The sequence below is a fragment of the Citrobacter sp. VF227 genome (assembly GCF_052950715.1).
Genome location: NZ_JBRFVF010000008.1, coordinates 85,065 through 104,842, shown reverse-complemented (window position 1 = coordinate 104,842; position 19,778 = coordinate 85,065). Strand labels below are relative to the sequence as shown.

Sequence of the window (19,778 nt, the reverse complement as noted above, 5' to 3'; positions counted from 1 at the left end):
CATCCTGGCGCTAAGACATGCCTGATGGCGCTGCGCTTATCAGGCCTACGGGCGGGTGCCGTTGTAGGCCGGATAAGGCATTAATACCGCCATCCGGCAAAAGCGCTTACCTTAACGATAAGTGCTTTGCTGTTCAAGCCTTGAGCGATCAGGCTATGCCCGTTGTGACGGTAAATGTGCGGGTGTGTTTCGGTTCTATCTGAATCAACGTCCCGTTTCGTTCCGCCGCCAGGAAGCCTTCAGGGCGACAGGTCGCGGGTAGTGCGAAGGCTGCCACCTGCTGATCGCCGTTATAGAGGATCCAACGGGTGACATAATTCAGCTCCGCGCAGGAGAAACGCGTCACGAACGTGGTGCCATCAGGTGCGATCATGCTAAATTCAGGCTTATCCGTGTATCTGTCCAGTTGGTCAGCGAAGAAAACGATTTCCGGATCGTAAAAATCGGGTTCATTAAGGCGCGCCAGCGAGGCCTCACCCTGAATAATTCGCTGATTAAACGCCAGCCACTGCTCGGTAGGCTTAACATGTGCGGGTACCGACTCACGCAGCGTTATGGCTTCATCCGGGATATTCTGGCTGAAGGTCGCTTCCGGGACGTAGGCATAGTTCATATGGCACATGTACTGCAACGGCATTGCCACTGAGGCGAGGTTAGTGACCGCCATCTGAATATCAAACAGCGCGCTCGCCTTGCGCATGACCACCGCAGGATGCGCCTGATAATGATGACCGAACCCCATCACATACTCATAGCGTCCGCTCACGCGCAAATTCTCGCCTTCCAGTTCCAGCCAGGCCTCATCCATCGCGGCACAGGCCATTTCACCATGCAGCGGGTGAGAATCTTCCGGCGACGGGCAGCCATTAGCCAATAACCCCGAGTGGAAAGCAAAGCAGCCGTAGGTCGCGACCACTTCTGCAGCCGGTTTTGGCTGACTAAACATGTTGCGCATGGTCAGATCATGCCCGTCAAACTGAGCATCCCAGATCATCTGCCCCATCCAGGGCAGAATAACCAGATGTCCACGACTGTTTTCTACCTTCAGCCCTTCCACACCGCTGGCATAACGAAACGCGGTAACCGTGAAATCGCTATTTTTCAGTAAGATTCGCGGATGCTCGGCAAAGAGTTCCCGCCACAGCGTGATACGTGTTGTCATGATCGTTCTCCTCAGGAAACCGTCGCTTCAGCCAGATTGTTGCGTACTTTGCTCTCACGCCAGAAGTAGATTCCGACGTACACGAAGCACAACATGGAGACCAGGAACGAGAGTTGCAGCGAGTGGAACATATCGGCCACATAGCCCTGAATTGCCGGAACTACCGCAGCACCGACAATTGCCATGACAATCACAGCTCCCGCCATTTCAGTATGCTCGTTATCCACAGTATCCAGCGTACCAGCGTAGATTGTCGCCCAACAGGGTCCAAACAGGACGCTCACCAGCACGGCGACGTACACGGCACTGAAGCTGGGCGCCAGCGCAACATAGATGAGAAACAGTGCGCCAATGATGGAGTAGAGGATCAGCACTTTTTCCGGATTAAAGCGCGTCATCAATATGTTGGCGATAAACTTGCCGATAAAGAAGCAGGCAAAGCTATAGACCATGAAGGTTGAAGCGTCACGCTCGTTGATATCACCCAATTCCAGTGCCAGACGGATAGTGAATGACCACACCGCAACCTGCATCCCCACATACAGGAACTGCGCCACAATCCCACGGCGGAAACGGGCATTGCTGGCCAGATAACGCAGCGTGTCCATCGCTGACGGGCGCTTATGACTCGCCGTTTGCGCGACTTTGCAGGTCGGGAAGCGGGTCAGCAGGAACAACACCATCACCACAACCAGCACCATAATCATGTACTTGTAAGGTTCAAGGGTATTTTCCAGCATCAACACTTTAAAGTTGTGGATCTGTTCCGCGTTCATCCCAGCCATCTGTTTTTCCAGACTCTCACCTTCAGAGAAGACCAGATATTTGCCCAGCAGAATACCGGCAGCTGCGCCAATGGGGTAAAAGGTCTGGCTGATATTCAGGCGCAAGGTGGCATACGCTTTTGGGCCTATCATGGAGCTGTAAGTATTAGCTGCCGTTTCCAGGAAGCTCAGGCCAATCGCAATCGCAAAAATTGCCGCGAGGAACATGGTGTAGGTGGCCATGTGCGATGCCGGGAAAAAGAGCGTACAGCCAACAATATAAAGCGTCAGTCCCATTAAGATGGCGATTTTATAGCTGGTCTTTTTAATCACCAATGATGCTGGAATCGCAATTAAAAAATACCCGCCATAAAAGGCACTCTGCACTAATGCCGAAGCAAAGTTGCTGAGTGAAAATACGCTTTTGAATTGCGTAATCAGAATATCATTTAATGCGGCTGCGCATCCCCATAATGGGAATAAACAGGATAACAAAATAAACTGGAACAGAGGTGTCTTATTCAGATAGCCGTCAGGCATCTGAATGATGTTTTTATCGTTCATAGTGCTACCTTTTACAATGCAGGAGTATTATTCGTTTAAGGTAAGAAACTCATTAAATTGTTCGATGCTTGGATAAGATGATTGAGTGCCTTTCCCGGTAACGCTAAATGCAGCGAAGAGAACGGCTTTTTTCATGGCGGCTTCGACATCACCGCTTTGAACGTAATAGTGGGCAAAACAACCGATAAAAGCGTCACCTGCGCCACTGGTATCGACAGCGTTCACTTTAAAGGCCGGCACATGGACTTCCTGGTCACGCGTCATCCACAGTGCACCTTTCTCACCCATGGTGACGATAATATTGTTCAGACCTTTATCAACCAGCGAACGTGCCGCAGCACGAATATGGTCATAGGTATCCACCGGCATACCGGTTAATATTTCAAGCTCGGTTTCATTCGGCACGAAGAAATCGCATTTACAGGCATAAGACATATCTAATTCCCGTAATGCTGGCGCGGGATTTAGTAACACTTCAATACCGTGTTTTTTACCAAATTCAATCGCGTGATAAACCGTTTCCAACTGAACTTCAAGCTGCAGGACAATAAGTTGACACTTTTTCAGATCTTCAGCGGCACGATCGATATCCTCCGGAGAGAGAAATTTGTTGGCGCCTTTGATGATCAGAATGCTGTTGCTGGAATTTGCATTAACAAAGATCGGCGCAACGCCGCTACTGGTACAAGGTACCTTTTCGACATAGGTCGTATTAATCCCCCAGGATTCGAGATTACGAATGGTGTTATCCGCAAAAATATCATCACCAACTTTCGTCAGCATCAGTACTTTGGAATTGAGCTTAGCGGCCGCAACGGCCTGATTTGCCCCTTTACCGCCACAACCAATTTTGAACGCGGGCGCTTCCAGCGTTTCCCCTTCTTTGGGCATCTGGTTGATGTAGGTGATGAGATCCACCATGTTGGAGCCAATAACCGCGATATCCATTTTACTACCTCTCAGAAACAATCACACAACAATGATATTAAAATAACATTATCATGTTACTTTCGTATCATTTGTGACTAGGATCGCGATTGGAGGATCATTTTATTGTTTATTTATTCCGCTAAGTGTTGCACTTCTATCACATTCAAAATGATTAACTTGCTTACAATTGGCTAAAAATAAGCTGCATGTAATCAATAAAACGTGAAAAAACACGCTTTTATTTCACAATAGTCAGACGTATAGTAATGCAGCAATGTCATGTTCTCAGAAACACACAAATGTTACTGAAGGAACATGAGAACATGATTCGTGGAGAGTATGCATGGAAACCAAGCAAAAAGAACGTATTCGACGTCTGATGGAATTGTTGAAGAAGACCGACAGAATCCATCTGAAAGAGGCGGCGCGAATGCTGGAGGTTTCCGTGATGACCATTCGTCGGGATCTCAGCCAGGATGACGAGCCGTTACCGCTTACGCTGCTCGGTGGTTACATTGTGATGGTGAACAAGCCCGCCGCCAACGTTAATGCCCCAGTGCCTGCGCAAAAACAGTATCATCGCGACGACTTACCGGTTGCCATTCTGGCCGCGGGACTGGTAAGTGAAAACGATCTGGTCTTTTTTGATAATGGTGCGGAAATGCCATTAGTCGTCAGCATGATCCCGGATGATATTTCCTTTACCGGAATTTGCTACTCGCACCGGGTATTCGTGGCGCTGAATGAAAAACCCAATGCCACGGTGATTCTTTGCGGAGGCACCTATCGGGCGAAAAGTGACGCCTTTTACGATACCAGCAACCCCTCTCCGCTGGATGCGCTCAACCCACGAAAAGTATTCATCTCCGCCAGCGGCGTCCATGAACATTTCGGCGTTAGCTGGTTCAACCCGGACGATCTGGCCACCAAACGCAAAGCGATGGAACGCGGATTACGCAAAATTCTACTGACGCGCCACGCCCTGTTTGATGAGGTCGCCCCCGCCAGCATTGGTCCGCTCTCCACTTTTGATGTACTGATAAGCGATCGTCCGTTACCGGCAGATTACGCAACCCACTGCCGGAACGGCTCTGTCAAAGTCATCACTCCGGACTCAGACGGCGACTAACTCACTCAAAGAAAACCGTGATTTTGTTAAACATCGACGGGTCGGACTGGTTGCGGGTCACCTTCACCACATCTTCCAGCTTGTCGATCTGGCTTATCATCTGCTCCAGACGTTGATCGTCGTTGACCAATAGCCAGATGCGGCTTTTATCGCTGCCCTGAATCGGTAGACAGAGAATGCCTTCCACGTTGAACGCGCGACGGGCGAACAGGCCGCAAACGTGAGTCATTACGCCGGGGTGGTTACGCACGGTGAGTTCCAGGATTACGTTGTCATGAGTCTGCTGTTGCATGGCTTATTCCCCCACCATCTCTGTGTTTGCCGCACCCGGCGGCACCATCGGGTATACTTTTTCATCGGCATCGATGCGTACGTGGATCAGCGCCGGGCCGGGACGATTGATAATGGCCTGCAATGCTGCCTGTGGGTCCGCTTCGTTATTCAAATCACAGGTTTTGAGCCCAAACCCGGCGGCAATCTGCATAAAGTTAATCATTCCCGGATAGGTGGCGGCAAAAACGCCCTGCTTATAAAACAGGCTCTGCTGCTGATACACCAGACCCAACGCTTCGTTATTCATCAGAATGATTTTAATATCCAGCTGATTTTCGCTGGCTGTCGCCATTTCCTGAATGTTCATCATCAGGCTGCCGTCACCAGAGAAGCACAGCACTTTTTTATCCGGGTTCGCCAGCGCCGCGCCAATCGCCGCTGGCAGGCCAAAGCCCATGGTTCCCAGACCGCCGGAGGTCAGCCACTGACGTGGGCGGTTCAGCGGATAAGCCTGCGCCGCCCACATCTGATGCTGACCGACGTCGGTGGTAATGATCGCGCTGTCGTCCACGCAGGCGGCAACGGCGTTAATCAGCCCGTAATGGCTGAGCGGACTTTTTTCCTGCGGGATCGTGCATGGAAATTCTTGCTGCAGGTCAGACACCAGCTGATGCCACTCTTCACGCGGTTGCGCTTCAATCAATGGGATCAATTGCGCCAGAACCTCATCGACATCCGCCTGGATCGCCACGTGCGGCTGTTTGATTTTACCCAACTCTGCGCGGTCAATATCCACGTGGATGATTTTGGCATTCGGGCAGAACTGTTCGGTTTTACCAATCGCCCGGTCATCAAAACGTGCGCCAAGAACAATCAGTAAATCAGACTCTTGCAGAATAAAATTGGTGCTGCGCGCGCCGTGCATACCCAGCATGCCTAACGACAGCGGATGCGCTTTTGGCAACATGCCGAGCGCCATCAACGTCATGGTGGTAGGCAATTTTGCTTTTTCGGCCAGCTCACGAACGCGCCCCGGCGCGTTAATCACGCCGCCGCCGAGGTACAGCACCGGGCGTTTGGCGGCGTTAATCATAGCTGCAGCATCACGAATACTGTCCTGGCTGAATTCCGGCGCCGCCATTTTCTGCGCAGGCTCCGGCATTTCTTCAATGTCAAAAACAGCGGTTTGAATATCCTTAGGAATGTCTATCCACACCGGGCCTGGGCGTCCGGACTGCGCAATGCGGAACGCATCGCTCATGACCTGCGGTAATTCATTGATATGACGGACCAGATAGTTGTGCTTGGTGATGGGGATAGAGATGCCGTAGGTGTCAACTTCCTGGAAGGCGTCAGTGCCAATCATCGAGGCCGGAACCTGTCCGGTGATACACACCAGCGGGATGGAATCCAGACGCGCGTCGGCAATGGCAGTCACCAGGTTGGTTGCGCCCGGTCCGCTACAAGCCATACAGACGGCGGGCTTGCCATCGGTTCTCGCCATCCCCTGCGCGATAAACCCCGCGCCCTGCTCGTGGCGCGCCAGGATATGACGGATTTGCGTACTTTGGCTTAAGGCGTCATAAACGGGAAGAATCGAGCCGCCTGGAATACCGGTGACGACCTGAATCCCCTGGCGCTCCAGGAAATGAACGATGAATTCTGCGCCCGTAAAACGCGTACGCTTGGATGTTATGCCCGAACTTGCCATGCTCCAGTCCTTTTATTCTGGGCCTTTGCTCCGGGCAGGTCTCTGAAACGAAAAACCCCGCCCGGTTTGCGCCGGCGGGGTTTTGGAATCGTGTGTTGTTCCGGACCCTACGGCGCATTGCCGACGACCACCACCACACGCACGACGACCGCTGCGCGAGATGGCGCAGTTTTTAGTAGGGTCGCAGTCAGCATAGAAGGGTTCATTAGGGACCTGTTTGTTTGTTGATTAACTGGATTCATACAAACACAGGTTTTTCAGTGTGACAATGGAAAAATTTTCATCTGCACAAAAATGCGTCAAGGATCACATTTCGCTGTGCCCAGTTGAAAAACAAAAAACCCCGCCGGAGCGAGGTTTTTTTTCAGCGCGGCGCGGTTGGTAGCCGCCGAACACACTGTGTTATGTCAACAAAAAAAGTATACGCGTTCTGCGAAGAACACGCAATTTCGGCACGAATTTTGATGGTTTTGAGTATGGAACATGAATAGCATAACGTCCACAAAATACTGTTAATTTATACAGTATTTATCTATAATGTCTCGGTACGCAATGTGTTATGCGGGGGCCGCAGAGTAAACCGGCGCAACAAAGTCCTGGCTGAAACGGGTGGTGCCGTCAGCGCCTTAACCCCGTGTGAGCACACTGTGTTATGTCAACAAAGGTGCTGGCAACAGGCAGCGGCGAGGTACGCCAGCACCGTGCTCCTTGTACCAAAAGGAGAGCGTATGAGCCTCGTGGATATCGCTATTCTTATCCTCAAACTCATTGTTGCAGCACTGCAACTCCTTGATGCTGTTCTGAAATACGTTAAGTAACTCAGATTCAAGTCGCACCGAAGGGGGGCGGGTAACACTCCGCTCCCCTTTCACCTTCTCCCTGGTGCTTGTGTCGTACCAATGTGTTACGTTTTTATGACATTCTCAGGGAAGAATTCCACTATGACGCTTTCTGTTTTCTGCATTTTGCTGTTCGCCGCACTGCTGCATGCCAGCTGGAATGCCATTGTAAAAGCGGGAAACGACAAGCTGTACTCGGCGATCAGCGTCAGCGGAACCGCTGCGATTATGGCGCTGATTTGTTTACCCTTTGCGCCGCAACCCTCTGCCGCCAGCCTGCCGTTTTTAGCTGTCTCAACCGCATTACAGGTGGTCTATACCGTTCTGGTCGCTAAAACCTATCAGGTTTCAGATATGAGCCAGACCTATCCTCTGATGCGCGGCACAGCGCCGCTGCTGGTCGCAATTATCAGCGTCCTGTTCCTTGGCGATAGCCTCTCGTTACTCGCCTGGGTAGGGATTGCCACCATCTGTCTGGCTATTCTCGGGATGGCATTTAACGGACGTAGCGGTTCGCAACGCGGGATTATCCTGGCGCTCGTTAACGCCTGCTTTATCGCCGGTTATACGCTGGTTGATGGCACTGGCGTCAGGCTTTCAGAAACCGCGCTGGGCTACACGCTATGGACCTTCTTTCTGAACGGCTCTTGCCTGCTGAGCTGGGCGATGTTCGCCCGACGCCGGGAAGCGTCACGTTATCTGGTACAGCAGTGGAAAAAAGGTATTCTTGGCGGGATTGGTACGATGGGATCTTACGGCCTGGCGCTGTGGGCCATGACCCAGGCTCCGCTGGCGGTGGTCGCTGCGCTGCGTGAAACGTCGATCCTGTTTGGCGCGCTGCTCGCGTGGCTGCTGCTGAAAGAAAAGGTTGCCGGAATACGTCTTGTTGCAGCCGCAGGCATTGCTGTAGGCGCAGTTTTACTCCGCTTATCATGATCGCGTTGTAAACCCGATGCAATCCGGCAACATTTGTTGCCGCTTTTTGTTTACATTTCCTGCCGTCTATCACGTAAACTTTCCAGCCCACTATCTGGCCTTCTTTTTCTGTTGTGGTAGATTCCACGCGCATTTACGGGAAAGTGCAGCACCTTATTCTTCTTTTTTCTCTTTTTTAAAAGTAATCAGCGAAATGAAAAGGCATAGAAGCGTCAATTTGTTGTTGATGTTGGTATTACTGGTGGCGGTAGGTCAGATGGCGCAAACCATTTATATCCCCGCGATTGCTGATATGGCGCGTGAACTGAACGTTCGCGAAGGGGCGGTACAAAGCGTGATGGCCGCCTATCTGCTGACCTACGGCGTGTCGCAACTAGTTTACGGTCCCCTTTCTGACCGCGTAGGGCGCCGCCCGGTGATCCTCGCCGGAATGTCTATTTTTATGCTGGCCACGCTTGTCGCGATTACCACCCATAGCCTGACGGTACTGATTATCGCCAGCGCCATCCAGGGGATGGGAACGGGCGTCGGCGGTGTGATGGCGCGAACGTTACCGCGCGATCTGTACGAAGGCACGCAACTGCGCCACGCCAATAGTCTGTTAAACATGGGGATCCTGGTCAGTCCGCTGTTAGCTCCGCTGATTGGTGGTGTGCTGGACACAGTGTGGAACTGGCGCGCCTGCTATATTTTCCTGTTGATTCTGTGTGCGGGCGTGACGTTTAGCATGGCACGCTGGATGCCGGAAACGCGCCCTGCGGGTGCGCCGCGTCCACGACTGATCGCCAGCTACAAAACCTTGTTTGGTAATAGCGCTTTCACCTGTTACGTGCTGATGTTGATCGGTGGTCTGGCGGGTGTTGCGGTCTTTGAGGCCTGCTCCGGGGTGTTGTTGGGCGCACGACTCGGTCTGAGCAGCATGGTGGTCAGTATCCTGTTTATTCTGCCCATCCCGGCGGCATTTTTCGGTGCATGGTTTGCCGGTCGTCAGAATAAGCGTTTCTCGACGCTAATGTGGCAGTCGGTGACCTGCTGTCTGGTAGCGGGTTTAATGATGTGGATCCCAGGGCTGTTTGACGTGATGAACGTCTGGACGCTGCTGGTTCCTGCCGCACTGTTTTTCTTCGGTGCCGGAATGTTGTTTCCTCTGGCAACCAGCGGCGCAATGGAGCCTTTCCCGTTCCTGGCAGGCACGGCTGGCGCGCTGGTTGGAGGATTACAGAACATTGGTTCCGGCGTGCTGGCATGGTTCTCTGCCATGCTGCCGCAAACCGGGCAAGCCAGTCTGGGTCTGCTGATGACCCTTATGGGGCTGTTGATTTTTGTTTGCTGGCTTCCGCTGGCGTCACGCGTATCGCATCAGGGACAGGCGGTTTAAGCGTATGATGGCCCGGCATATCGCCGGGCTTTTCGCATTCTGGCGCGATCATCGTCGTCAGCAACGGCTCCAGCGCCGGACGCCAGGCCCCCTCCTCACCATCATAGAACTGCGTATCCGCATTGATAGCATAGGGAATTTTCGCTTTTTTCAGCTCGCACGCCATAAAGCGTGCAAACGCCATTTGCGAAGCAGAAGGCGGGTTTCTGATGGTCTCTCCTGGCGACCAGCCTCCAACCCAACTGAGATGACCTGTTTTCTGCTGCCAATGAATGGCGGTATTGATACGCGCGCGAATGGCGGCCTTTTCTGCCGCAGTCCCTGATGTCCACGGATATTTGCCGTTATTTTTCATCGGTCCCCACGGAAAAATATGCCATTGGGCCAGCACGGTATTCTGACTTTGCGGCGGCAGCTTTAGATTGGCCAAATCTTCCGGAGCGGCATGCAGTTTCGGCGCGATAAAAATCATTCGCTGTGGATCGATGGCATGGATGGTTCGAATGGTTTTGTCATACACGCGATTGAGCGATGCCTGATTATGGTAGAGCTTATCAGAGGGGTCATATATCAGGTCAAAACCCAGCAACGGCGAGCGTTGACCAAAATAATGCGCCACTGCCACCCACCAGTTAACCACCTCTTTTTCGTTACCGGCACTGGGGTCTTTTTTATATTCATCAGCCTGATAGGCAATGATCGGGATCACGCCATACTGCTCACAGGCTTCTACCAGCTTGCGCAGATGAATCAGCCGCGATTCTGTGGGCTCTCCCGCCACACGAATGCGTACGTGGGCCAACCCTTTCGCCTTGTAGTCCCGCACCACCAGCGGATCAAATTCTCGGATACCCCGATCGGTGCGTGCCCAGTCTACGTCCATCCCAACGCCAAGCTGCTGCGCATATTGCGCCGCCGTCAGCGCAGGTTGCGCGGCACACACGGTGGCGCTGGCTAACAGTAAAAGGGAAACTATCGGCTTTAACACGGTCGTCCTTACGCAAATCATCAGGAGTGATATCACGTATTTAGCATGCTTTTTGACTTTCCGTGTAGTGAGAACGCGTAAAAATATTCGCAGTCCGCTTATTTAACCTGCTCCTGAAGCCAGCTGATAAATGCCTCAATTTTCGGCCATTGCCTGCCTGGCAATGTGGTGATGTAGTAATGCTGATGGCATTTCAGCGCCTTATCGCCAAAAGGCGCGACCAGTTCTCCGCTGTCGAGACGTTTTTGAACCAACCGCTTTCGGCCCATCGCCACGCCGATATGGTTCATGGCGGCAATTACCGCTAAATCAGAGCGATCGAAACCAATCCCCGACGATGTCGGCAGATTCGCCGCAAAATGTTGTGCCCAACTGTGCCACTCATCGGTTCCTGAGTCGTTACTCCATGCCTGTCTGTCGTGCAGCAAGGTGCAGTGCGGCAAATTCACCAGCGAACCTGTAAGGTCATGGCGACGAGCGTAGTCCGGGCTGCATACCGGCAGGATCTCTTCATCCATCAGGAAGTGGTGTGTAAGCTGCGCAGAGGGTGCATCGTCAAAATAGATAGCCAGATCGACACCGGCGCGCTGCAGATTGACGTTGTCGTTTCCGGTTAGCACGGTCAGAGAAATCGACGGATAGCGACGCGTAAAGTCGCCGAGTGCCGGAACCAGCCAGCACTGAGCGATAGAGGGCCGTGAGTAGACAGTGAGCGTCCCGGACAGCTCCTGATTTTTAATATCAAGAATCTCCTGGTTGAGCGTATCCAGCGACGATTTCAGCGCCCAGAACACCCGCTTACCCTCGTGGGTGAGTTCCACTTTACGGTGCGAACGGACAAACAACTGAATGCCCAGTTCCTCTTCCAGCTGATTAATGCGATGGCTAACGGCGCTGGGGCTTAACGATAACTCATCTGCCGCCAACGCAAACGATTGATGCCGGGCCGCCACTTCAAAGGTATACAGTTTTGACAGCTGCCAACCGTTGAGCAGCCGGTTTCTGACCTCGCGTAGGGGATCCAAATTCACCTCCTGTCCTCCTGATTCATTCGCCGGAGTGTAAAAAAGTTCGCTGTAAAAATCAGCATAAAGATGAATCAAGGTGAACCATATCGCATAAATGCAGCGTAATTAGACGCAAATCACTCATTTGATGCAATCTGGCTCATGTGAAAGGAGATTTATATCGTTTGTCAGACCGTGCCTTATTTTTGTCCAATAACCCTATATTAATCACAGGGCAAGGTGAGCTATGCACTCTCAAATCTGGGTTGTGAGCACGCTGCTAATAAGCATCGTGTTAATCGTTTTGACCATCGTGAAGTTCAAATTCCACCCGTTTCTGGCGCTGCTGTTAGCCAGTTTCTTCGTGGGTACGATGATGGGGATGGGGCCGCTGGATATGGTCAATGCCATTGAGAGTGGTATTGGCGGTACGCTGGGCTTCCTCGCGGCGGTTATTGGTCTTGGGACCATTTTGGGCAAAATGATGGAAGTGTCCGGCGCGGCCGAACGCATCGGCCTGACGCTGCAGCGCTGCCGTTGGCTTTCCGCGGACGTCATTATGGTGCTGGTCGGGCTGATTTGCGGTATCACGCTGTTCGTTGAAGTCGGCGTGGTGCTGTTGATTCCACTGGCCTTTTCGATTGCTAAAAAAACCAATACCTCATTACTGAAGCTGGCGATTCCGCTGTGTACGGCGCTGATGGCGGTACACTGCGTCGTACCTCCGCATCCGGCCGCCCTGTTCGTGGCGAATAAGTTGGGCGCGGATATTGGCACCGTAATTGTCTACGGCTTACTGGTGGGTTTAATGGCTTCGCTTGTCGGTGGGCCGCTGTACCTGAAATTCCTCGGTAACCGTCTGCCGTTTAAACCGGTACCGGCTGAGTTTTCCGACCTGAAAGTGCGCGACGAAAGTACGCTGCCGTCGCTGGGTGCTACGCTGTTTACCGTACTCCTGCCGATTGGCCTGATGCTGGTCAAAACCGTCGCTGAGCTGAACATGGCGAAAGGCAGTACGTTGTATACGCTGCTGGAGTTTATCGGTAACCCGATCACCGCGATGTTTATTGCCGTTTTCGTGGCCTATTACATTCTCGGTCTGCGTCAGCACATTGGCATGGGGACGTTGCTGACCCACACCGAAAACGGTTTTGGCTCGATTGCTAACATTCTGCTGATTATCGGTGCAGGCGGCGCATTCAACGCTATCCTCAAGAGCAGCGGGCTGGCGGATACTCTGGCTCTGATCCTCTCAAACATGCATATGCACCCGATTCTGCTGGCGTGGCTGGTCGCACTGATTCTGCATGCGGCGGTAGGCTCTGCCACCGTTGCGATGATGGGCGCGACGGCAATCGTGGCACCGATGCTGCCACTCTACCCTAACGTGAGCCCAGAGATCATCGCTATTGCCATCGGTTCCGGCGCTATTGGCTGCACGATCGTCACCGATTCCCTGTTCTGGCTGGTGAAGCAGTACTGCGGCGCCACCCTCAATGAAACGTTCAAATACTATACGACCGCGACATTTATCGCGTCCGTTATTGCACTGGCTTGCACATTCCTGCTTTCCTTTATTATCTAAGCGCGAAGAGACTGACTATGGAAAACATTCAAACACTTATCGCCCAGCATCCTTTAGTGGAAGATCTGGTGGCTCTGAAAGAGACAACCTGGTTTAACCCTGGCACCACCTCTCTTGCGGAAGGTTTACCCTATGTTGGCCTGACAGCACACGACGTTGAGGATGCCCACGCGCGTCTGACGCGCTTCGCACCGTATCTGGCGCAGGCCTTCCCGGAAACTGCCGCTACCGGAGGCATTATCGAATCTGAGCTGGCCGCAATCCCGGCCATGCAAAAACGGTTGGAAAAAGAGTTCGGGCAGCACATTAACGGCGAACTCCTGCTGAAAAAAGACAGCCATCTGCCGATTTCCGGTTCAATCAAAGCGCGCGGCGGCATTTATGAAGTACTGACCCATGCGGAAAAACTGGCGCTGGAAGCCGGTCTGCTGACCACCAAAGACGATTACCGCATTCTGCTTTCGCCGGAGTTTAAACAGTTCTTCAGCCAGTACAGCATCGCAGTCGGTTCCACCGGCAACCTCGGGATGTCGATTGGCATCATGAGCGCCCGGATCGGCTTTAACGTTACGGTTCATATGTCTGCCGATGCCCGCGCGTGGAAAAAAGCCAAGCTGCGCAGCCACGGCGTGACGGTAGTGGAGTACGAAGAAGATTACGGCGTGGCGGTTGAACAAGGTCGTAAGGCGGCACAGTCCGATCCAAACTGCTTCTTTATCGATGATGAAAATTCCCGCACGCTGTTCTTAGGCTACGCGGTCGCCGGTCAGCGTCTGAAAGCGCAGTTTGCCCAGCAGGGGCGCGTAGTGGATGCCGAGCATCCGTTATTTGTCTATCTGCCGTGCGGCGTCGGCGGCGGCCCTGGCGGCGTGGCGTTTGGCCTCAAGCTGGCGTTTGGCGATAACGTGCACTGTTTCTTCGCGGAACCAACCCACTCCCCGTGCATGCTGCTGGGGATTTATACCGGGCTACACGATACCATCTCCGTACAGGACATCGGTATCGACAACCTGACGGCAGCGGACGGGCTGGCGGTCGGTCGCGCCTCGGGCTTTGTTGGCCGGGCGATGGAACGTCTGCTCGACGGTCTGTATACCCTGGACGATCAGACCCTGTACGACATGCTGGGCTGGTTGGCGCAGGAAGAAAGCATTCGCCTTGAGCCGTCGGCGCTGGCGGGGATGACCGGTCCGCAGCACGTTTGCGCCTCCACTGACTATCAGCACATGCACGGATTTAGCGCAGCTCAACTCAATAACGCCACACACCTCGTGTGGGCGACCGGCGGCGGTATGGTGCCGGAAGCCGAAATGGCGCAGTACCTGGCGAAAGGGCGCTAATCTCAGCGCAGCATCGCCATCAGCTCCGCGGGTGAACGATGCTGCTTAATGAGATCACGCATTACGCGCATATGCGGCGCGGTATGGTTGAAAAAAGCGCTGTATCCGCCGCAAATCGCACTCTTTCCATTTCTGCCACGGTGCTTAGGGCAGTCGCCGTGGCAAAAACGCAGCAGCGAACACGCCTGACATTCCGCGCTCAGCGTGGTTCTCTTGGCCTGACCAAACTCCGCAGCCCGAGAGCTGGCATTGAGCTCACTCAGCGAGGTGTGATGAATATTACCCAGGCGATAATCAGGGTAGACATAGTGATCGCACTGATACAAATCGCCATTCGCTTCCAGGGCAAAAGCATGCCCGCAGGTGGAGCTTAGCGAACACATCTGCGCCGGATGCCCGCACCATACCCCGAGGGTTGAATCAAATAACTGGACGAATACGCGACCAATATCTTCTCTGACCCAGATATCAAAGACGGAATTCAGAAAGGTTCCCCACGCCTGCGGCGGGACGGAGTCGGCGGTAAGCTCGCCTTTTTCATCATATTCAACCAACGGAATAAACTGCAGAAAGGGCGTGCCGCACTGGCGAAGATAACGATACATTTGTTCGGGCTGCTGGCTGTTCAGGCGGTTAATCACCACCAACAGATTGAACTCCACCTGATACTCACGAAGTTTAGCAATAGCCTCTATCACCTTATGATGCGTCGGTTTTCCGCTGCGGTTAACGCGATAAGCATCGTGCAACTCGGCCGGGCCATCCAGAGAGATCCCAACCAGCCAGCCGTTATCGCGTAAAAACTGACACCATTCGTCATTGAGCAAAATTCCGTTGGTCTGGAAAGCGTTATGGATTTGCTTCCCTTCTCCGTACTGTTTTTGCAACGTCACAACGCGGCGAAAAAAGTCTACGCCACAAAGAGTTGGCTCGCCCCCCTGCCAGGCGAACATCACTTCGGGCCCCGGCTGCGCAGCGATATGTTGGCGAATAAACGTCTCTAAGGTAGCGTCATCCATTGCGGGTTGAGTGGGTTTCTCAATGTAAAAACAGTAGCGACAATCGAGATTACAACGAGAGCTGGCCGGCTTGGCCATGACCTGACATCCTGTCATGCTAAATTCCCGATAAATGCCATAAGTTGGCGGACATGCGTTACAGCAAACAGTATTGCGAGGGATAACACCGCGAGGGAGATCATAAATTTGTCACGCACCGCGCGAGATTCAGAAAAATCGCTATGACTGACATCCATCAGGTTGCGACTGCGGGTATAGCGCCAAAGAACAATCGCCACCAGCGCCAGCACTACAATTGAAACCCAAAACAGGAAACCCGCCTGATGCCAGTTGTGCTTCAGCGCCAGCGCCATTAACGCGCCATAGCCCAACAACGTGCGAAACCAGGCCAGCGAGGTACGTTCCGGTTGTAAACCAGGATCGGCGATCCGTCGCGATTTACGGCTATCCGGCATACAGCACCAGCGCCATCACAATCACCGCAACTACCGTTAAAATCAGGCTGATGATTAACAGGCTATGAGTGTACGGCAAGTCCTCTTTCAGGCGCATTGCCTTTTCATTGCGCAACCAGCGCAGGTAGCCATAAATCGCCAGACCGCCGGCAAACAGACACAACAACAGTGCCAGCAGTTCACGAATCACCGGCGTGGCAAAATCCGGAGCCAGTTGGTCAAGACCCACACCCGCCGCCAGAAACCCCAGCGAGGTGCGGATCCACGCCAGAAAAGTGCGTTCATTTGCCAACGAGAAGCGGTAATCCGGCGCTTCACCCAGGCGGGAAATCTTCATCCAAACTCCTCTGGTTGTCATTGCCGGATGGTGGCTAGCGCCTTATCCGGCCTACAAGTAAGTTGCAAATAAGGATATTTGCGCCAACTGGCATTGTAGTCAGAACTTCTGCTTTTTCTCTTCCACTTTTACGCCCTGGGTCGGTAAACCGGTGTCGTAATCACGTACCACCGGAGAATAGCCGTCTTCAGGGCGCGGGCGGAAAGCCCCCATCCAGCGCGGTATGGCATCAGCACGCCACGGACGCAAACTCCACTGATAGGTGCGAAACGGATCGCGGATTTTATCCATGTAGTCCAGCAGCGCGTCGTGCATCTGGCAGCGAACGTCGGCCAATTGTGGCGAATCTATCAGGTTGTGTAGTTCATCTGGATCGTTACGCCTGTCGTAAAGCTCATCGCTGGTAAACAGATTTAATACCAGTTTCCAGTCGTCCGTCACCCAGCAGCGTACCGGGATAAATCCGCCAAAACTGTCATGTTCAATTTCATAACGGTTGAACTCCACCATCACACCGCGCGGCTTTTCAACGGCAAGAATGTTTTCACCTGGCAGGATTTGCGGCTTCTCAATACCCGCCAGCGCCATCATCGTCGGCAGCAGATCAATATGGCTGACCGGTGTGTCTACCTGTATAGGCTCCCCTTGCGGCGGGCGCATAATCAGCGGAATTCGTGTGATGTCGTCATACATCGCGGCCCCTTTACTGATGAGTTTATGCGCGCCCATCATCTCACCGTGGTCGGAGGTATAAATGACCCAAGTATTCTCTCGCTGCTGCGGCGTTAAGGCATTGATCACCCGACCTATCTGATCATCAACAAAGTCGTTGCAGGCAAAATAGAGCGGATGGTGGTAGCGCCCGTCATCGCTAACCGGGGATGGCATGGCTTGCGACCACAGACGATGGTGCTCGGGCTTATCGAGCAAAGAGTCATGCGCTTTCGCACCGAGATCGTAATAAAAGTCCTGATATTTCTGCAGATACTCGACCGGACAGGTAAACGGATGGTGCGGCTCGTCATAGGAAACCACCATCAGAAACGGTTCCTCGGCACGCGCAGGCTGATGGAGAAAATCGACCGCCCGGTTACTGATACGATGCGCCCAGGTGAACGTCTCATCAATGTTATTGGCCTGCAAATCTTCCACGCTATTGAGTCCATTACGCCACAAACCGATCTCTTTATCCGTCAGTTCTGCGAGATAATTTGCCCCGTCATACCAGTAATCAGCATCCCACTCTGGCGGACATTCGCCGGTCCCAAAGTAGTCATGTCCGTCGAGATGCCACTTGCCGATATAACAGGTGTGGTAGCCCGCATCTTTAAAGTAGCGCCCCATAGTGGAGATGTTTTTCCCCGGCGCGACGTTATTGGTCCACGGCCCGGACTGGTTGGCATAAATCCCGGTAAACAGCCCTGCGCGGGCCGGCGTACACACTGGTGAACAGGTATAGGCCGAGTTAAAGCGAATACCTTCCGCTGCCAGACTATCAATATTATTGGTGTTCAGCGGCTTACCGCTGTAGCAGCCGACCATATTGGTCGCCTGGGTATCGGTCATAATGAACAGAAAATTGGGCCGGGTCATGCTTCATCCTTAGCGTCAGGGACACATTGTGCAGTCGCGTTACGCCGCGTCTGCCAACTGCTGTACATCAAATACATCATCACTGCCGCCGTAGTTGAGTAGCAGAGAATGGTCAGCCATTGCGTGTTGTACCCGCCGAACTGTGCGAGCCCGGCATAGACGCCGATCATCGCAGTCAGGATACCGACAGAGGCAAGTTTGGCGTTTTTCCACGGTTTCATATCTACCGCGAAAGCATCATGGAATTTAAACGGCGTGGCACGCGGCTTGATAACACCGATGACCAGCATGACCACCACGTTGATGCAGAAGGTACAGGCCAGTACGTAAAGGAAGTGAAAGTCGAATTTCACCAGATAGTTGATGGTGATGTAGCTGACAATACCGAGTCCCATGGCGACTTTTGCTGCCAGCGCGGGAATGCGCGGGAAAAAGAATCCCATAATGATGATGGTCACCAGCGGCACGTTATAAATACCGTTGAGCTGTTTCATCCAGCTGTAGAGCCCTTCTGGCGCATTAGCGATCCAAGGCGCTACCAGCACGGAAATTACCGCGATAAAAAAACCAAATTTACGACCAACGCGAACCAGCTGTTCCGGTTGTGCATGTTGATTAATAATTCGCCGGTATATGCCCATACTAAATAAGGTACTGGCGCTGTTTAAAAATCCATTGAACGTACTGATTACCGCGCCGAATAAAACCGCGCCGAAAAACCCCACTAAAGGAACAGGCAGCACGTTATTCACCAGTGTCGGATAGGCCATATCCGCCTTTGGCAGATCCTGGTACAGATGAAAAGCAATTAAGCCCGGTAATACCAGTACCAGCGGATCGAGCATTTTCAATACCGCTGTGAGCAATGCCCCTTTCTGCCCTTCAGCGAGGCTTTTGGAGGCCAGCGTACGCTGCACGATGCCCTGATTGGTACACCAGTAGAAAGTATTCACCAGAATCAAACCGGTAAAGGCCGCACCAATCGGCAACGGATCGTTCGCTCCGCCGATTGAGTTTAATTTCTCCGCATGCACGGTGGTCAGTTGCTCGATACCTTGTAAAAAACTGCCTTTGCCCATCGCAATCAAGCCAAACACGGGTACCATCAGTCCGCCAATCACCAGGCCAATACCATTGATGGAGTCAGCCACCGCCATTGCGCGCAAGCCGCCGATCACCGCATAAATAATTCCGGCAATGCCCAGCAAAATAACCAGTAACCAGATTGCGGCACCCTGAGAAATATTGAGTGATTCACCGATGTGAAAAAGACTGTTCAGCGCCAGCGCCCCTGAATAAAGCACAATCGGCAGGAAGCAGACGCCAGTGGCAATAAGAAAGCAAAAGTCGATAATAATCCGTGTTGTTTTATCGTAGCGTTCTTCAAGAAAATCCGGGATCGTAGCGATACCACGTTGCAGATAGCGAGGCAGAAAGATCAGCGCCAGAAAGATAAGCGTCACCGCAGAGGTAACTTCCCAGCCCATGACCGACATTCCGCTTTTGTAAGCCTGACCAGACAGACCAACCAACTGCTCGGTCGAAAGGTTAGTTAACATCAGTGACGCCGCAATCACTGGTGCTTTCAAGGAACGCCCGGCAAGAAAATACCCTTGTTGCGATCCGGTATCCGTCTTGCGTACCTTCCACCAGGTGATTACCGCCACCAGCAGCGTAAAGCCCACAAAGCTTAAAATTTGTAGCGTATTCATCTCATAGCCCTTTTTTCATTATGTCCCGGTAGCTGTAGGGTGTAACAGGAGGTATT

The 19,778-nt window shown here is 52.8% G+C and carries 19 protein-coding genes and 1 pseudogene; 7 read left to right on the top strand and 13 right to left on the bottom strand.

What is annotated here, in order from left to right; genetic code table 11:
- Positions 1–17 precede the first annotated feature (17 nt).
- Positions 18–203: pseudogene (locus ACU8YC_RS20320) on the top strand (hypothetical protein); the annotation flags it as partial.
- On the opposite strand, the gene ACU8YC_RS20315 reads toward ACU8YC_RS20320, so the two are convergent.
- From ACU8YC_RS20315 to rbsK, 3 genes are read right to left on the bottom strand one after another with little or no spacing between them, the layout of a single operon-like run.
- Positions 149–1,162, bottom strand: coding sequence for an aldose 1-epimerase family protein (locus ACU8YC_RS20315; protein WP_446895679.1), 1,014 nt, complete (start codon positions 1,160–1,162; stop codon positions 149–151). The pseudogene ACU8YC_RS20320 and the gene ACU8YC_RS20315 sit on opposite strands and share 55 nt — an antisense overlap.
- 11 nt (positions 1,163–1,173) lie before the next feature.
- Positions 1,174–2,490 (bottom strand): L-fucose:H+ symporter permease, encoded by a 1,317-nt coding sequence (gene fucP, locus ACU8YC_RS20310; protein WP_151217098.1) that lies wholly within the window; start codon positions 2,488–2,490, stop codon positions 1,174–1,176.
- Positions 2,491–2,517: 27 nt separating this feature from the next.
- Complete coding sequence (gene rbsK, locus ACU8YC_RS20305) at positions 2,518–3,438, bottom strand: ribokinase (protein WP_003844463.1); 921 nt, start codon at positions 3,436–3,438, stop codon at positions 2,518–2,520.
- 325 nt (positions 3,439–3,763) lie between these two features.
- Between rbsK and ACU8YC_RS20300 the strand changes: the two genes are divergently transcribed.
- Entirely contained in the window at positions 3,764–4,549 is a 786-nt protein-coding gene (locus tag ACU8YC_RS20300) for a DeoR family transcriptional regulator (protein WP_151224030.1), read from the top strand.
- A 1-nt stretch (position 4,550) separates the two neighbouring features.
- On the opposite strand, the gene ilvN is transcribed toward ACU8YC_RS20300, so the two are convergent.
- From ilvN to ivbL, 3 genes are all read right to left on the bottom strand, one after another.
- Positions 4,551–4,841: an acetolactate synthase small subunit gene (gene ilvN, locus ACU8YC_RS20295; RefSeq protein ID WP_151224031.1), complete on the bottom strand. Its 291-nt coding sequence runs from the start codon at positions 4,839–4,841 to the stop codon at positions 4,551–4,553.
- A gap of 3 nt (positions 4,842–4,844) precedes the next feature.
- Positions 4,845–6,533: an acetolactate synthase large subunit gene (gene ilvB / locus ACU8YC_RS20290; protein ID WP_446895678.1), complete on the bottom strand. Its 1,689-nt coding sequence runs from the start codon at positions 6,531–6,533 to the stop codon at positions 4,845–4,847.
- Between the two features lie 107 nt (positions 6,534–6,640).
- Positions 6,641–6,739, bottom strand: coding sequence for an ilvB operon leader peptide IvbL (gene ivbL, locus ACU8YC_RS20285; RefSeq protein WP_003827118.1), 99 nt, complete (start codon positions 6,737–6,739; stop codon positions 6,641–6,643).
- A gap of 522 nt (positions 6,740–7,261) precedes the next feature.
- Between ivbL and tisB the strand changes: the two genes are divergently transcribed.
- The 3 genes from tisB to emrD all read left to right on the top strand — a co-directional run bounded on the left by tisB (position 7,262) and on the right by emrD (position 9,686).
- On the top strand, positions 7,262–7,351 hold the full coding sequence (gene tisB, locus ACU8YC_RS20280) for a type I toxin-antitoxin system toxin TisB (RefSeq protein ID WP_003023909.1): 90 nt from the start codon (positions 7,262–7,264) through the stop codon (positions 7,349–7,351).
- Positions 7,352–7,474: 123 nt separating this feature from the next.
- On the top strand, positions 7,475–8,308 hold the full coding sequence (locus ACU8YC_RS20275; protein ID WP_151217106.1) for a DMT family transporter: 834 nt from the start codon (positions 7,475–7,477) through the stop codon (positions 8,306–8,308).
- Positions 8,309–8,501: 193 nt separating this feature from the next.
- A complete protein-coding gene (gene emrD, locus ACU8YC_RS20270) occupies positions 8,502–9,686 on the top strand; it encodes a multidrug efflux MFS transporter EmrD (RefSeq protein ID WP_151217108.1) in 1,185 nt (394 codons plus the stop codon).
- Here the strand turns inward: emrD and ACU8YC_RS20265 are convergent.
- Positions 9,613–10,695, bottom strand: a complete 1,083-nt coding sequence (locus ACU8YC_RS20265; protein ID WP_151217110.1) for a cellulase family glycosylhydrolase — start codon at positions 10,693–10,695, stop codon at positions 9,613–9,615. The two genes, emrD and ACU8YC_RS20265, sit on opposite strands and share 74 nt — an antisense overlap.
- Before the next feature lie 77 nt (positions 10,696–10,772).
- On the bottom strand, positions 10,773–11,699 hold the full coding sequence (gene dsdC, locus ACU8YC_RS20260; RefSeq protein WP_370620230.1) for a DNA-binding transcriptional regulator DsdC: 927 nt from the start codon (positions 11,697–11,699) through the stop codon (positions 10,773–10,775).
- 229 nt (positions 11,700–11,928) lie between these two features.
- Between dsdC and dsdX the strand changes: the two genes are divergently transcribed.
- Both dsdX and dsdA read left to right on the top strand, forming a co-directional pair.
- Positions 11,929–13,266: a D-serine transporter DsdX gene (gene dsdX / locus ACU8YC_RS20255; RefSeq protein WP_151217111.1), complete on the top strand. Its 1,338-nt coding sequence runs from the start codon at positions 11,929–11,931 to the stop codon at positions 13,264–13,266.
- 17 nt (positions 13,267–13,283) lie between these two features.
- Positions 13,284–14,606 (top strand): D-serine ammonia-lyase, encoded by a 1,323-nt coding sequence (gene dsdA, locus ACU8YC_RS20250; RefSeq protein WP_151217113.1) that lies wholly within the window; start codon positions 13,284–13,286, stop codon positions 14,604–14,606.
- A gap of 2 nt (positions 14,607–14,608) precedes the next feature.
- Here the strand turns inward: dsdA and ACU8YC_RS20245 are convergent, their stop codons facing one another.
- From ACU8YC_RS20245 to ACU8YC_RS20225, 5 genes are all read right to left on the bottom strand, one after another.
- Positions 14,609–15,721, bottom strand: a complete 1,113-nt coding sequence (locus tag ACU8YC_RS20245; RefSeq protein ID WP_252838597.1) for an anaerobic sulfatase maturase — start codon at positions 15,719–15,721, stop codon at positions 14,609–14,611.
- On the bottom strand, positions 15,718–16,080 hold the full coding sequence (locus tag ACU8YC_RS20240; RefSeq protein WP_121540571.1) for a DUF202 domain-containing protein: 363 nt from the start codon (positions 16,078–16,080) through the stop codon (positions 15,718–15,720). Before ACU8YC_RS20240 ends, ACU8YC_RS20245 begins: the two co-directional genes overlap by 4 nt.
- On the bottom strand, positions 16,070–16,417 hold the full coding sequence (locus ACU8YC_RS20235) for a YidH family protein (protein ID WP_057101861.1): 348 nt from the start codon (positions 16,415–16,417) through the stop codon (positions 16,070–16,072). Before ACU8YC_RS20235 ends, ACU8YC_RS20240 begins: the two co-directional genes overlap by 11 nt.
- A 99-nt stretch (positions 16,418–16,516) precedes the next feature.
- Complete coding sequence (locus ACU8YC_RS20230) at positions 16,517–18,010, bottom strand: sulfatase-like hydrolase/transferase (RefSeq protein WP_187259911.1); 1,494 nt, start codon at positions 18,008–18,010, stop codon at positions 16,517–16,519.
- Complete coding sequence (locus tag ACU8YC_RS20225) at positions 18,007–19,722, bottom strand: solute:sodium symporter family transporter (protein WP_003840621.1); 1,716 nt, start codon at positions 19,720–19,722, stop codon at positions 18,007–18,009. The genes ACU8YC_RS20230 and ACU8YC_RS20225 overlap by 4 nt, the downstream gene beginning before the upstream one ends.
- Positions 19,723–19,778: the final 56 nt, after the last annotated feature.